The organism is Pseudoalteromonas sp. SWXJZ94C, from assembly GCF_015864385.1.
GTDB lineage: Bacteria > Pseudomonadota > Gammaproteobacteria > Enterobacterales > Alteromonadaceae > Pseudoalteromonas.
This window is the reverse complement of record NZ_JADYXF010000051.1, coordinates 14,939-29,070: the sequence shown is the minus strand read 5'-3', so window position 1 is coordinate 29,070 and position 14,132 is coordinate 14,939. Positions and strand designations below refer to the sequence as shown.

General features: G+C 37.6%; 14 protein-coding genes. 1 reads left to right on the top strand and 13 read right to left on the bottom strand.

Annotated elements, in window-relative coordinates; genetic code table 11:
• Nucleotides 1-101: 101 nt before the first annotated feature.
• The 13 genes from I6F65_RS18260 to I6F65_RS18200 form a co-directional block, all read right to left on the bottom strand.
• Nucleotides 102-314, bottom strand: a complete 213-nt coding sequence (locus I6F65_RS18260) for an SMI1/KNR4 family protein (protein ID WP_197114297.1) — start codon at nt 312-314, stop codon at nt 102-104.
• A gap of 219 nt (nt 315-533) precedes the next feature.
• Nucleotides 534-2,363, bottom strand: coding sequence for a M48 family metallopeptidase (locus I6F65_RS18255; protein WP_197114295.1), 1,830 nt, complete (start codon nt 2,361-2,363; stop codon nt 534-536).
• Nucleotides 2,364-2,539: 176 nt separating this feature from the next.
• Entirely contained in the window at nt 2,540-3,391 is an 852-nt protein-coding gene (locus I6F65_RS18250) for an immunity 49 family protein (protein WP_024612767.1), read from the bottom strand.
• A gap of 56 nt (nt 3,392-3,447) precedes the next feature.
• On the bottom strand, nt 3,448-4,296 hold the full coding sequence (locus I6F65_RS18245; protein WP_197114293.1) for an immunity 49 family protein: 849 nt from the start codon (nt 4,294-4,296) through the stop codon (nt 3,448-3,450).
• Nucleotides 4,297-4,352: 56 nt separating this feature from the next.
• Nucleotides 4,353-4,529 (bottom strand): Imm49 family immunity protein, encoded by a 177-nt coding sequence (locus I6F65_RS21995; protein ID WP_197114291.1) that lies wholly within the window; start codon nt 4,527-4,529, stop codon nt 4,353-4,355.
• Complete coding sequence (locus I6F65_RS18235) at nt 4,522-5,190, bottom strand: Imm49 family immunity protein (protein WP_197114289.1); 669 nt, start codon at nt 5,188-5,190, stop codon at nt 4,522-4,524. The genes I6F65_RS21995 and I6F65_RS18235 overlap by 8 nt, the downstream gene beginning before the upstream one ends.
• Nucleotides 5,191-5,246: 56 nt before the next feature.
• Nucleotides 5,247-6,092 carry an immunity 49 family protein gene (locus tag I6F65_RS18230; RefSeq protein ID WP_197114287.1) on the bottom strand — a complete coding sequence of 282 codons (846 nt, stop codon included), beginning with the start codon at nt 6,090-6,092 and terminating at the stop codon, nt 5,247-5,249.
• A gap of 315 nt (nt 6,093-6,407) precedes the next feature.
• Complete coding sequence (locus I6F65_RS18225; RefSeq protein ID WP_024612770.1) at nt 6,408-7,001, bottom strand: DUF2238 domain-containing protein; 594 nt, start codon at nt 6,999-7,001, stop codon at nt 6,408-6,410.
• Nucleotides 7,002-7,062: 61 nt separating this feature from the next.
• On the bottom strand, nt 7,063-7,854 hold the full coding sequence (locus I6F65_RS18220) for an SDR family oxidoreductase (protein WP_024612771.1): 792 nt from the start codon (nt 7,852-7,854) through the stop codon (nt 7,063-7,065).
• 59 nt (nt 7,855-7,913) lie between these two features.
• Nucleotides 7,914-8,447, bottom strand: a complete 534-nt coding sequence (locus tag I6F65_RS18215) for a DUF962 domain-containing protein (protein ID WP_024612772.1) — start codon at nt 8,445-8,447, stop codon at nt 7,914-7,916.
• Nucleotides 8,448-8,530: 83 nt separating this feature from the next.
• Nucleotides 8,531-8,950 carry a hypothetical protein gene (locus I6F65_RS18210; RefSeq protein ID WP_166114423.1) on the bottom strand — a complete coding sequence of 140 codons (420 nt, stop codon included), beginning with the start codon at nt 8,948-8,950 and terminating at the stop codon, nt 8,531-8,533.
• 71 nt (nt 8,951-9,021) lie between these two features.
• The gene (locus tag I6F65_RS18205; RefSeq protein WP_197114285.1) at nt 9,022-9,696 is read right to left on the bottom strand and encodes a Crp/Fnr family transcriptional regulator; all 675 of its coding nucleotides are present in this window, start codon (nt 9,694-9,696) and stop codon (nt 9,022-9,024) included.
• A gap of 3 nt (nt 9,697-9,699) precedes the next feature.
• Nucleotides 9,700-10,359: a hypothetical protein gene (locus I6F65_RS18200; RefSeq protein WP_024612775.1), complete on the bottom strand. Its 660-nt coding sequence runs from the start codon at nt 10,357-10,359 to the stop codon at nt 9,700-9,702.
• Between the two features lie 782 nt (nt 10,360-11,141).
• Between I6F65_RS18200 and I6F65_RS18195 the strand changes: the two genes are divergently transcribed.
• Nucleotides 11,142-14,108 carry a TonB-dependent receptor gene (locus I6F65_RS18195; protein ID WP_007583325.1) on the top strand — a complete coding sequence of 989 codons (2,967 nt, stop codon included), beginning with the start codon at nt 11,142-11,144 and terminating at the stop codon, nt 14,106-14,108.
• The last annotated feature ends 24 nt before the right edge of the window (nt 14,109-14,132 follow it).

Here is a 14,132-nt window from a genome sequence, read left to right as displayed (position 1 = left end):
AAAGGCTGAAACCAGTTTTAGTAAAGGTATGCCAGCAAAGCAGAAGAAAGCGATGCGCAGTACAGCTTATCTTGAAAAGGTATTGAATTTATAGTGTTTTTTCATGCTCTTGCCCTGGCCCCAACATTAATAAGAAAATTTTTATACTCTTCAGGTAAAGAGATTTGATAAGCTTTTTCAAAGCTTTCAATTTCAAACTCAGTGTACTTTTTATCTAAAATAAAACTATATTCTTCACCTGATTCAAACCTTACGTTTGCTGTGTGCTCAAGAAGGTAATTCAATTTTATACACGTTTCTTTAAGGTCGTTCATTTAAATTTTAAACCATCTCACTATATTAATTTAACGTATTCAATCGCCCTCGCTTTAAAACGCCTGAATAAAGCGACACTCTACACTGTACTTTTTTAAAACTATATAAGCTGTATAAACTATATAAAAAATCAACAACAAGAATAAAAAATATACTGTATTACTATTATTTATATTTTCAAGCATTGGCTAAAGGTTTTAATAAGCGCATTTTAAAAGCTACTCTTTTGCGTTTAATATTTCCTCCTCGTAGTCGTTTGCTATTATAAACCTCGAATAATACATTGAAAACGTTTCAGCCACTTCCTCTTCCCCCATTGAAAAACACTTAATAGGAAAAAATAACCGTTTATTATTTTTTAAATTAAACAGCATACGTTTTTTACGAAACAGCGGTTTTTTAACTAAAAATGACTCCACATCATCATAATTAACCTCATCTTCCCATGTAGAATATTTAAATGTTTTACATGTAATATTTAATGTTGTTTTACCATTTTTACTGACTATGTCCACAGGCGGAAAATACTTTTCGACAAGCTTGGTTTCTTCATCGGTGGTAGGAATAAGCTGATACACTAAGTTTTGCTCGTGTGTTGAAATAAAATCATCCTCAAAAGCTTTCATTAATTCTAATTCTATTGAACGAGCAGACTTAATCTCATGATACCAACTATCCTCATCATCATTTAATATACCAGCTCTAATGTCATCAATATCTAATGTATAACCTACAGCTTCTATTCTTTTATACATGGGAGGATGACTGTCAAAAGGGTGATGAATAACCTGGTTTAAAATATTATCTTCAAAGGTATAATCTTTTGCAAAATCATGTACCTCATCTTCTATTTGTTTTAAAAAGTCTAGATTTTTAACTTGCTCATTTTTTAAAATCAGCTCCTCTTCTATGCTGGCTCTATATTCAGAATAAAACACAAACTTAACCAGCCCATTAACCAATGCTTTAGCGCCTACATAATCTGCAGCCATAAAATCAGCACGATACTCTCGCATTCGACTTACCTTGCCAAAACTGATTTCAAAAAGACCTCTAAAAAACAATAAAAAATAGGCCGCTGGAATAGTAATAAAGCGACTATGTAATACCATCAAGCACTCATCGCATTTGGCTAACATTGGTATTGTTTTTTTTGAAAAAAAAGTGTCTTCACCACTAAAATGCGCTATTTCATGGGCAAAAATAGCTGACGCCTCTAGTTTATTTAATTTTTTAAGATGGAAAATACTTAGGTATAACGTCTTTCCTATGAGCTTTATATCTTCATTCAAAGTTAACTCATGCTCTGTCACAAAAAAGTTATCCTCTATCCCAAGTACTACGTTATCAGGTAAGTCAGTATCAAACTTATCGCAAATACGCGTTAATTCCTCATAGAGTGTTGGTGCTTCTGTTTGTGTTAACGGGTGCCCTATAACGTAATTTGGAATTTTTGTACGACTAATTAAAATACCAATCATTTGTATACACGCAATACCAACGGGTAAACCAATAAAAACAAGTATTTGTGGATAATAAGTGTTCCATAAAAGAACAGTGCCAAAAAAGCAAACTGCTAATAATAACGTGCCTTGGATGGCTACTTGAGCAATGCAAAATAATTTAGAAATATTCCAAGATATAACAAAAGATTTGTACTGGATTGTTTGTGATTTAAAAGATAATAGAAAAAAACCTAACGTAAAAATAAGCATAAAAACTGAGATTAAAATGCTATAAAAACTGAGCTCACTCCCTACATTATAATAATAAAAATCGTCACACAGGCTACCCAAACTTGTAATGAGAGTTTGAAACTCAGGTTTTTTTTCACTGCAAACAGACGCATAATCAAATAAATTAAAAGATTCTTGAATATGCAATTTTTCAACATTTGAAGTGGGTTTATCGGCATATAAAGATTCATAAACAAGATTATTTACTTGTTCATTTCTTTCATTTACTGCATAACCAAAAAAAAGGTAAGAGACGATAGGGATCAAAAAGATCCAACACATAGGAAGTGTAAAGGTTTTTATAAAATTCATATTAACTTACTTATATTGAGCTGGTATGGCTGATTGCGCATATCGTATTAAACGCACATTAATAAACTTAAAATAAAACGAGTTTTGTAGAAACTCATAATCACATGTTTCAGCTGGCATATTTATTCCTTTAAATTAAATCTGTTTAGTTGAGCGTTTTGGGTGCTTAGGTAAAACTACAGGTAGTCGCCATCAATATAAAACTGCGGGATAAAGTCTGATTGCACGTTTAATTCGTTACCTAAGTCTTTAGCCATGCACGTTAAACCTAATAAGACAATTGGCATATAAAAATCAGGTTGTTCATATCCCTCTAAATCACGGTGGCGCTCACAATATTTCCAATTTTCGGTTAGCGCACTTGCTAATGCCTCACTTGGTGTTGCTTCTGATTTTGTGGTGAACGAAATAATAAAATCTGATTTTGCACCTGTACCGTATGCAACCCACGGCTCTTTTTTACCACCTTCAATCACCTCATCCATCAACTTATTGAGGGTTTCTATACCTTGTTGTCCTGATTCTCGACGATGAATACACTGTATTAACTCAGTTAATAAATACTCTGCTTCAGGGTTTTTAGAAGAACACTTTCGCATTAACGATACCGGAAACTCAACCAAGCTGTCCATCGCGTCATAGTCACGCACAATTGCCGCAGCAAAAAAGGCTTCTTGCCAGCGCATCGCATGTAATCGTCCATTTGCTAATAAGCCTTTACCGTTGTAGGTGGCATCTAATATATCGTCAATCACAACGCGCTGCTGTTTTTCAGGCTCTCGACCTAGCCTAAAAATAGCTTCACCGGCTTTTGCAGCAAGCTTTAGTGCGGTTATGGATTTTTGTTTGTTTTCTTCGGTTAAATCAAACGACCACCACTGGCAGATTTTGATTGCATCTCCCAATAAATAAATTAAATTATCTCTTTTTATAGGTAAGCATTCAATTGACTCATTATATTCTTCTTCAAATCGGTCACTATTTCTTTTTATGCTTAGAGGCTTATAATCACGTGTTATGTTTATCATGCTTATTCCTTTAAATTAAATCTGTTTGATTGAGCGTTTTGGGGGCTGAGGCAAAACTACAAATAGTCGCCATCGATATAAAACTGCGGAATAAAGTCTGATTGCACGTTGAGTTCGTTACCATAATCTTTTGCCATACACGCTAAACCGAGCAAGTTAATTGGCATATAAAAACTAGGTTGTTGGTACTCATGGTCACAATAACGCTCATGGTATTTCCAATTTTCGGTTAGCGCACTTGCTAATGCCTCACTTGGTGTTGCTTCTGATTTTGTGGTGAACGAAATAATAAAATCTGATTTTGCGCCTGTACCGTATGCAACCCACGGCTCTTTTTTGCCACCTTCAATCACTTCATCCATCAACTTAGTAAGGATTTCTATACCTTTTGGTCCTGATTCACGACGATGAATACACTGTATTAACTCAGTCAATAAATACTCTGCTTCAGGGTTTTTAGAAGAACACTTTCGCATTAACGATACCGGAAACTCAACCAAGCTGTCCATCGCGTCATAGTCACGCACAATTGCCGCAGCAAAAAAGGCTTCTTGCCAGCGCATCGCATGTAATCGTCCATTTGCTAATAAGCCTTTACCGTTGTAGGTGGCGTCTAATATATCGTCAATCACAACGCGCTGCTCTTTTTCAGGCTCGCGACCTAGCCTATAGATTGCCTCCCCAGCTTTTGCTACTATTTTTAATGCTTTTATGGATTTTTGCTTGTTTTCCTCGGTTAAATCAAACGACCACCATTGGCAGATTGTGGTTGCATTACCAAAAACGCTTATTAAATTATCTCTTTTAATAGGTAGATCTTCAATCGAGTCATCATAAATTTCTTCAAATCGTTCAGTATCATGCTCTAAAAACGTAGGTTCATAATCGCGTGTTATGTTAATCATGTTTATTCCTTTAAATTAAATCTGTTTGGTTGAGCGTTTTGGGTTCTCAGGTAAAACTACAGGTAGTCGCCATCAATATAGAACTGCGGAATAAAGTCTGATTGCACGCTGAGTTCGTTACCGTAATCTTTTGCCATGCACGTTAAACCTAATAAGACAATTGGCATATAAAAATCAGGCTGTTGGTATCCTTTATCACAGAATCGCTCGTGGTACTCCCAACTGTCATTCAATGCATCTGCTAATGCCGTACTTGGACTGCCTTTTTCTTTCATTATAAAGGTCAGTTTTTCCGTTGGTGCAATAGCTGACCCACGGGTCTTTGGTTTCTAATCTTACCTCTTCTAGCGCTTTGCCTAGTAAAGCTAAACCTTCATCATTTGATACTCGACGTTGTATACCTTGAATTAATTCAACAAGTGCATACTCGGCTTCACTGCTTGTCGTAGAGCACTGACGCATTACAGATACAGGAAACTTCGCTAAACTATCCATCGCATCAATGTCACGAACAATTGCCGCACAAAAAAAGGCCTTTTGCCAACGACCGGCATGCAAAAACCCACCCTCCCACAACATACCTTTGCCGTTGTAGGTGGCATCTAATATGTCGTCAATCACGATACGTTGCTCTTTTTCAGGCTCTCGACCTAGCCTAAAAATAGCTTCACCTGCTTTTGCAGCAAGCTTTAATGCTTTTATAGATTTTTGCTTGTTTTCATCCGTTAAGTCAAACGACCACCATTGGCAGATTGTAATTGCATCTCCCAATAAATAAATTAAATTATCTCTTTTTATAGGTAAGCATTCAATCGAGTGATTATAATCATCTTCAAAACTTTCAATATTATCTTCAAGTTCTATAGATTCATAATCACGTGTTATGGTTATCATATTTATTCCTTTAAATTAAATCTGTTTAGTTGAGGGTTTTAGATGCTTAGGTAAAACTACAGGTAGTCGCCATCAATATAAAATTGCGGAATAAAGTCTGATTGCACGTTGAGTTCATTACCTAAGTCTTTTGCAATACACGCTAAGCCTAGCAAGACAATTGGCATGTAAAAATCAGGTTGTTGGTATCCCATATCACAGAATCGCTCGTGGTACTCCCAGCTATCATTCAATGCATCTGCTAAGGCGGTACTCGGGGTAACCTCTCCATCCATCATAAAGGCAAGAACAAAATTTGTTTTACCGCCGGTGCAATAGCTGACCCACGGGTCTTTGGTTTCTAATCTTACCTCTTCTAGCGCTTTGCCTAGTAAAGCTAAACCTTCATCATTTGATACTCGACGTTGTATACCTTGAATTAATTCAACAAGTGCATACTCGGCTTCACTGTTTGTGGTAGAGCACTGGCGCATTACAGATACAGGAAACTTCGCTAAACTATCCATCGCTGCTTGCTCACGGACAATTGCCGCACAAAAAAAGGCTTGTTGCCAGCGAATTGCATCCAAGCGCCCATCCCACAACAAGCTTTTGCCGTTGTAGGTGGCATCTAATATATCGTCAATCACGACGCGTTGCTCTTTTTCAGGCTCTCGACCTAGCCTAAAAATAGCTTCACCTGCTTTTGCCGCAAGCTTTAATGCTTTTATGGATTTTTGCTTGTTTTCTTCGGTTAAATCAAACGACCACCACTGGCAAATTGTGATTGCGTTGCCAAAAAAACTTATTAAATTATCTCTATTATTAGGTAAAGCTTTAGTCGAGTAATTATAATCATCTTCAAAACTTTCAATATTATCTTCAAGCTCTACAGACTCGTAATCACGTGTTATATTTATCATTAGGTTTTCCTTCTTTACTGGCTTTTATTCTGTTATCAAATTGTTCCATAGTCGTTGTATCGTTTTTAATACTCGAGTCAGGGTTTAACTTAGTGCTTGCATGCCAATACTGAAGCTTACTTTCACTATCAGTTTAATCACGTTTTGCTATTTTTAGTTTGTGTTTCACTATTTGTTGAGCCTGTTACCGCAAACTTTAGCCATACACTTCATTTTTAATAAAGCGATTACATATATCAATCAGATTGCTTTTTTATGCTAAGTTGAGTAGCCATTAATATTTAATGCGATTAGTGGACGTTTTTATCACTACTTTTATAAGTAATCTTTAACGTTTTTTAGCTGTTTATCGTGTAATTTTGAAAGCACTAATAACGAGAAAATTATCCCAAATAGCGCCCATCCCATATCTGATTGGGTATCCCACACGTAACCTTGAGTGCCTAAAAATGCTTCTGCGTTTTCGCCGCTTAAAACCGCAACCCACCACTCTATTAATTCGTAAAACGCACTAAATGCCAAACATACCGAAATAACAAAGGCGATTAACCACCCTTTGCCATTTACTACATTTTTGCGTAGTAAAATTTCGCGCGCTAGTAGCGCAGGTACAAAGCCTTGAAAAAAGTGCCCTACTTTGTCGTAGTTATTACGCTCGCTACCGAACAGGTTATCGAACAAAGGGACTTCGGCGTAGGTGTAGTGCCCGCCAATCATCAGCACAATACAATGCGCTAAAATAAAAGTGTATAAAATAGGGGTAAGTTTAAAGTGACTATAGGTGCTTGCTAGCAGCACTAAACCAATAATTGCGGGGATAACTTCAAGCAGCCATGTAAATTGATCTTTTGGGTTAATACCAGACCAAATTAATACAATAAAAAACAGGCTCAGCCATAAATATTTCATTTAGAATCCTTTTCTAAATTGATCAAATTTACGGCATTTTACGCCTTTGAAATAAGCGACGCTACCTATAGTTTGTTTTTGCTGTAATGCGATTAAACAAAGTAGGAAAAAAGCGTTTAATTGTGGGTGCCCAACCACTTAAGCCTTTACCAACAATCACTTCGTGTTTTTTATCGCTAATGGCGCGAATCATTTTTGTGGCAGCTACGCTTACATCCATGCCATTTTCTATCGACTCTTCTGGTTTATTTTGCGCTATGCCTTGCTCGTTTAATGAGTTATGCGCAATTGCTGTTTTTATAGAACCAGGGCAAATTGTTAAGCAATGAATGTTATGCTCGCTAACCTCTGCGCGTAGGCAATCCATAAAGCCAACAACCGCATATTTAGAGCCCGAATAACCCGTTCTAAATTTTGAACCTACTTTACCCGCCACGCTACTAATAGACACAATCGAGCCGCTGCGCCTTGCCACCATAGCAGGCAATACAGCTTTAGTAAGTGCAATTAAGCCAAAGTAATTAACCTCCATTAATTGGCGGTACACGTTAAAATCGTTTTCTAAAAATAAACTGCGCTGCGATACGCCGCCGTTATTAATTAAAATATCAATTGCAGGAAGCTCACTCATTTTTGCTGTTATTGTGCTTAATACGTGCTCTGGCTGGGCTAAGTCCAGCGGCATAACTAAGTGCCCTTCGCCTTTAAGCGTTGCTTTTAAATCGTTTAGTTTATCTACATTACGCGCCGATAAAATAACGCGTGCACCAAGCTGGGCAAACTGTATTGCAAGCTCTTTTCCAATACCTGACGATGCACCGGTGATCCACACTGTTTTATTATTATACTGCATACGTTATCTGCCCTTTTTTGTTATTTATTAGGTTTTATTAAGGTAGTTAGTAAAATGCTTTATGCCTTTGTAGGGCCTGCTATTGCGTTTACTTCGTTTTCTAATGTTTTATAAAAACCCATTAAAAAGAGGAGCTCAACCATTACATACAAAGGTCCAATAATTAAGCCAATTAGGTCATCTACAAACGCAGGTTTTTTACCTTCGTAATAGTGCCCAATAAACTGTAATACCCAGCCAAATACAAACACACCTACGCCAATACTTAACCAAGGCCAAAACGCCATTGCTGCAATAGGTTGAGCACCAACAAGGAGTAAAGTAAATATTACGGCCATAATAAAGCCGAGCGAAAAGCTCAGCATAAAATAATAAACAACCGACGCTAATACAAAAAGTTGTGCGCCATCAATTACAAAGCTATTAATCATTAAGTTATCAGTAACAAAACCACCAATAGGTATTTGAATGCGTGCTAGTAAACACAGCACTGCAAATACAATTAACGGAATACCAAAAAAGTGCGTTAGTACATTACGCTTAGAACGATGATACAAACCATATTTACCAAGCTGCTGTTGAAGTGTTTTCATTGTGTTGCCTCTATTTTTATATGAAAACTTACTTTAGCAAAAGTAAGTACAGCAACAATGTCAGGTATCCGACATTTTGTAAATTAAACAAATGCAGAAATGATCTTCCCTTGCTCATGCTCGGTTTTCATACCCATACGATCTGAGCCTTGTTGATACTCCTGCTCGAGCATTTTTTGAAGTTCCTCGATTTTATCAGCAATTACGCTAGGGTCTGCGCCCTCACCTTGCTGTTTTTTAGTGAGCTCTTTAGTAAGCTCTTCTATTGCTGCTTTTAGCTCGTCTATTTTGTCTTTGTTTACACCTAAACGTTGATAAACCAGCGCTTCTTGAGCACGTTCTAAAAACGTTTGATCTTTAGGGGTTGAGCTAATGCCTTTAACATCATTTGTTTTTTCGTTAGGGAGGGTATTAGTTGCCGCAACGTCGCTTAGACCTGCCGCTTTATTTACTGTAGGAGAGTTATAATTACTGTATTGATTTTTAAAGGTTATTGTAGTCATTAGCTCAAATCCATTGTTGCGTTACATAGTTTGTAGCAATTTGGGTTCCAACTAAATAAAGCAGTCTCTATTTAAGCTTGTGTAGCACGGGCCTGTAACTTTTGTTTATCTAAAACAGTAATTCGTTGATACCCCAAGCTAATTGCTTGTAAGCTAACGAGTTGTTGCAGTATTTGATTAATAGTTTGGCGTGTTAAGTAGGTCATATCAGCAAGTTGCTGTTGAGATAAAACAAGCGGAGTTAAATGCTCTGTATGTTCGCTAAGCATTAAAAGTCGATTACATATTTTTTGCTCAGCACTTAATAATGCGTGATCTTCCATTGAAGTAAACATAAGGCGTAATTTTTGCGCCAGTAATAATCCAAATTCTTGCCAATATTGTGGTTGTTCATTTAAAAGCTGCTCGAGCGCACGGTGTGAAACATAAAAAAGCACTACGTCTGTTTGTGCGTATACATCGTGAGTGCGCAGACCACCATCAAATAAAGTTACCTCGCCAAACCAAAGTGACGAATCAATAAAACTAAGTACAGCTTCTTTACCTTCGTTACTTACGCCACTAATACGTACTACACCACTAAGTACTGCATAAATTCCATCGTGCTTATCACCACGTAAAAATAATGACTGCTGGGCTTTAAGCGAAAGCGTTTTACCCTGCGTTAATAAAAAGCTTTTTAAGTAAGGGCTACGGTTTTTAAACCAGTGCCCTTGTTCAATCACGTTTTGCTGTTGAGGGGTCATTATTTACTGCATTCTTTTATTAAAGGGCTGTGTTTCGCGGACCAGTTTTTTAGGTAAGTTTAAACCGGTTGCTATAACAAAATCATCGTAAGGGTCGTTACCCGAAAACAACTCAGTTATAAGCGTGTCATTTTTAAAAACATTAACGGTTACGCCGCTGCCCATGCCACCAGAGTTAATAATATAATAATGGTACTCACCATTACTAAAAAATAGAATGCTTTCACCAACACGCCCTACTTGCCTGTAGTAACTGCCAAATGGCGCCTCTGCAGTCGCTAGTTTTTCAAGCCCCATGTCATCTATTCGACCAAAGCGATAACTAAGCGAAGAGTCGTCTTTTGCAACGCAAATAGATAATACGTTATCAGAAGGCTCAAGCTTATAAACAATTGATTCGTCAATGGAGCGAATAACTTTGTGCATTTTAGCGTTAATGTAAGCTGTTTCATCACTTTTGCAATGCGTGCCTACCAATCCAACAACTAAAGCCGGCTCACTTATTTGAATAGCAGCAGGTGCATTTGCATCAAAGTCTATTGACGTATTACTTGCATTATTATTTAGCTGAGGCTTACCTTGTATTGATGTACTTTGATTATCGCAACCAAACAATGCCAATAAGAAAAAAGAATAAAAACTCGCTAAAAATTTAATGTTCATAAAAAATCCATATGAGATAGAGCCTTTAAAATAGCGACAAAATAAGGTACTCGCAACACTCTTATACACAATATTTGATAACTTTATAGTTAAACCATCTTATGCAAAACCTACGTTACTTTTTGGTGATTTAATTAACGATTTTTTAAACAATTGTTGGTCTTTTAAAGAGCAATTTATAATATGAGATATAGTGATATTTTTAGGTTTTTAGGTTTTTAGGTTTTTAGGTTTTTAGGTTTTTAGGTTTTTAGATTAGCTTTTCAATATATATTTTGGAGTAGGCTTAAATTTTGTTTTTGATCGGGAGTATTTTTAATAATAATATTTGTAACCACTAAATTTGCGCCTTAGTAAAGTTAGTAAACCCGCCAGTCAATTTGTTATATCGTTGCCAAATACAAATTAACATTTAGTTAAACTCTCTTTTATTGCAAAGTGTTAAATACTTAAATAACTAAATTGATCAATAATCAATTTTTTATAACAAAAAGTTGTTACAAATTTATCCAAAAATGAAACTCAATAAGTATTTGTAATAACTAAATTAAATTATTTTATATCTAAAAATAATACATTTTAAGAACAATTTAGTCTCATTTTATTAAAACAATAGTTGACCCTATTTAAAATTTAAACTAGCATTTCTGGAAGCGCTTCCACAAGTTCACCTATTTACGCACTTCTGGAAGCGCTTCCATACATTTGACAATGTTTATAATTACACAATAACAGCCCCATACAGCTGTTAATAATAATGATAAAAGTGCGAGGGAAACCGAATGTCCAACCATATTGTAAGAAAAACAAAGATAGCGACCAGCCTATCTCTGATTTTAGGCGCATCAATCTCTTTACCTGTATATGCACAAGAAGCAAATACAGATGTTGAAGTAATTCAAGTTACTGGTTTTAAAAGCAGTATTAAAGAGTCAACTCGGTTAAAACGCGACGCTGCAGGTGTTGTAGATGCAATATCAGCTGAAGATATTGGTAAATTTCCTGATACCAACTTAGCCGAGTCGCTACAGCGTATTACAGGTGTGTCGATTGATCGTTCAAATGGTGAAGGCTCTAAAGTAACTGTTCGTGGTTTTGGTCCCGACTACAATATGGTAACCCTAAACGGTCGTACTATGCCGGCAGCTTCATTGCCTTCAGGCGGTGGTACACCAAGCTCTCGTGCTTTTGACTTTGCAAACTTAGCGTCTGATAGCGTTAAGTCGGTTGAAGTATATAAAACAGGTAAAGCAAGTATTGCATCAGGTGGTATTGGCGCAACAATTAATATTAATACGGCTCGCCCACTCGACAATCCAGGCTTTGTTTCAAGCATTGGCGTAAAAGCATTACACGACTCAACAAACCGCGTTGGTGATGACATAACACCAGAGCTTTCGGGCTTAATTAGCTGGACCGACAGTGAAGCTAAATTTGGTGCCTCGTTAACTGCAAGCATGCAACAGCGCGATAGCTCATCAACAGGTGCGTTTGTAAATCAATGGAATACATCTGCTTTTGACGGCACAATTCCACAAGCTGCAGACGATATTGTTTTAACTAATGCACCCGCTGTTGGTCAGCTTTATTCAATGCCATCAGATTTGCGCTACACCATTGCCGACAGAGAACGTACTCGTACAAACGCACAATTAACGCTGCAGTACAGCCCAATTGACGATTTAACAGCCACGCTTGATTACACGTACTCTAAGCAAGACTTGTTCGAAGCCCGTGCTGAGCAATCAATATGGATGGATAACTACAAAAGCGCGCTAACATTTGACGATAACACGGTAAAAACCCCTATTTACTACCGAGAAGAACGTCGCGATCAGCAAACACGCGATTTAGGTTTAGCGTTTCAAGAGCTAAACCAAGTTAACCAAAACGACTCTATTGGTTTAAACGTTGAGTACTATTTCAACTCAGAATTGAGCTTTATGTTTGATGCACACAATTCAAAAGCCACTAGCAAACCAGATGCACCTTACGGCAGCTGGGTAAACGCAGGCTTGGGCGCAAACGTAGTTAACGCACAAGAAGTTGATTTTAGCCGTGAGCTTCCATCAATGAGTATCGATTTTGATGATTGCCGCCGAGACAACCTAAATTGTAATAACACGTTAGATGCCTCTGATGTGGGTACGTCTATTTTAGATTCTAACTTTGCTCGCCAAGAGTCTGAAATCACAGAATTTAGAATCCATGGTAAATACGAAATTGAAAACGGCGCAATTGACTTTGGTATAGAGTCTCGCTCTATGGAAAGCCATTCACTGCAATCACTTACACGTAATACAATGGGTAACTGGGGGATAGAAAACCCAGGCGAGCTACCTGATGGCTACCTAAACCCAACAAACTTTTTAGCTGAGTTTGACGACTACGATACATCTGGCTCGTTCAACCAAGGTTATACCGGCAGCGCATCGCAAATTGGTTACTGGGCAGGTGAAGAATACGGCTTTAACTTTGCAGCCGATGGCGCATTTGCAACTAATCGCACCATTGAAGAAGATATAACCGCTGCGTTTGTGCAATTTACTTACAACGGTTACATTGGCGATATGCCATACAACATTGTTATTGGCGCACGCCAAGAGTCTACCGACATTACCTCAACGGCTAATATCGATTTACCTAACGCAGTAGCATGGGAAGGTAATAACGACTTTAACGTTCGCTTTGGCTCAGATAAAGAAGATTTCACCCTTAAATCTAGCTATGATCACTTTTTACCAAGCTTTGACTTTGACATAGAAGTAATTGAAAACGTAAAAGCGCGTTTTTCTTATAGCACTACAATTGCTCGCCCAACTTACGACAACTTAAGTTCAGCAGCGACTGTTGGTGTACCGGGTGCCCCTACTCTTTTAGCGGGTTCTTCACCGGCTACAGCGTCAACAGGCAACCCTGGTTTAGTGCCGCTTGAATCAGATAATATTGATGTATCGGCTGAGTGGTACTTTGCAGAAACAAGTTATGTGTCGGTAGGTTATTACACTAAAGACATCGAAAACTTTATTGGTTTAACACCAATGACACAAAACTACTACGGATTACGCGATGCAACAGCGGGCCCTCGCGCTCAAGCTGCCATTGCTGAACTGGAATCTCGCGGACTTGCCCTAACCGATTCAAACTTATTTCAAATGGTTGCCGCAACAGAAAACAACGTTGATTTTGACTCTATGACCTACGAAGAGTTTGAAGCCGCCTACGATGTAATTGCTAACAGCGACGACCCATTACTAGAATTTACAGCGCAAGTACCTACCAACAATAAAAATGCCACCATTGATGGTTTTGAAGTTGCCTTTCAGCACTTTTTTGGTGAAAGCGGCTTTGGTGTGCAAGCAAACTACACCACAGTTAATGGCGACATAGACTTTGATGTAAACGCCGACCCTACTACTACACAATTTGCATTAGTGGGTTTAAGCGATACAGCTAACTTTATTGCAATGTACGAAAACGATGATTTTCAAGCACGTATTGCTTACAACTGGCGTGATAAGTTTTTAAATAGCGCAGCTCGATACGTAAATGAGCCAGGCTTTACTGAAGAATATTATCAAATAGACTTTAATGTTGCGTACAACTACAGCGAACAACTATCGTTTTTTGTTGAAGGCCTTAACATTACTGAGCAAAACAGCCGCGAACATGGTCGCACGTCAGTACAATTGTGGAACCTACAACAGCTAGGCGCACGTTACAATATTGGTATGCGTTACAACTTCTAAAGGTAATACAAAGTAAAGCCGTTA

Coding starts and splice junctions, on each gene's coding strand:
- I6F65_RS18260 (WP_197114297.1), bottom strand. CDS start 314: ATGAACGACCTTAAAGAAACGTGTATAAAATTGAATTACCTTCTTGAG.
- I6F65_RS18255 (WP_197114295.1), bottom strand. CDS start 2,363: ATGAATTTTATAAAAACCTTTACACTTCCTATGTGTTGGATCTTTTTG.
- I6F65_RS18250 (WP_024612767.1), bottom strand. CDS start 3,391: ATGATAAACATAACACGTGATTATAAGCCTCTAAGCATAAAAAGAAAT.
- I6F65_RS18245 (WP_197114293.1), bottom strand. CDS start 4,296: ATGATTAACATAACACGCGATTATGAACCTACGTTTTTAGAGCATGAT.
- I6F65_RS18235 (WP_197114289.1), bottom strand. CDS start 5,190: ATGATAACCATAACACGTGATTATGAATCTATAGAACTTGAAGATAAT.
- I6F65_RS18230 (WP_197114287.1), bottom strand. CDS start 6,092: ATGATAAATATAACACGTGATTACGAGTCTGTAGAGCTTGAAGATAAT.
- I6F65_RS18225 (WP_024612770.1), bottom strand. CDS start 7,001: ATGAAATATTTATGGCTGAGCCTGTTTTTTATTGTATTAATTTGGTCT.
- I6F65_RS18220 (WP_024612771.1), bottom strand. CDS start 7,854: ATGCAGTATAATAATAAAACAGTGTGGATCACCGGTGCATCGTCAGGT.
- I6F65_RS18215 (WP_024612772.1), bottom strand. CDS start 8,447: ATGAAAACACTTCAACAGCAGCTTGGTAAATATGGTTTGTATCATCGT.
- I6F65_RS18210 (WP_166114423.1), bottom strand. CDS start 8,950: ATGACTACAATAACCTTTAAAAATCAATACAGTAATTATAACTCTCCT.
- I6F65_RS18205 (WP_197114285.1), bottom strand. CDS start 9,696: ATGACCCCTCAACAGCAAAACGTGATTGAACAAGGGCACTGGTTTAAA.
- I6F65_RS18200 (WP_024612775.1), bottom strand. CDS start 10,359: ATGAACATTAAATTTTTAGCGAGTTTTTATTCTTTTTTCTTATTGGCA.
- I6F65_RS18195 (WP_007583325.1), top strand. CDS start 11,142: ATGTCCAACCATATTGTAAGAAAAACAAAGATAGCGACCAGCCTATCT.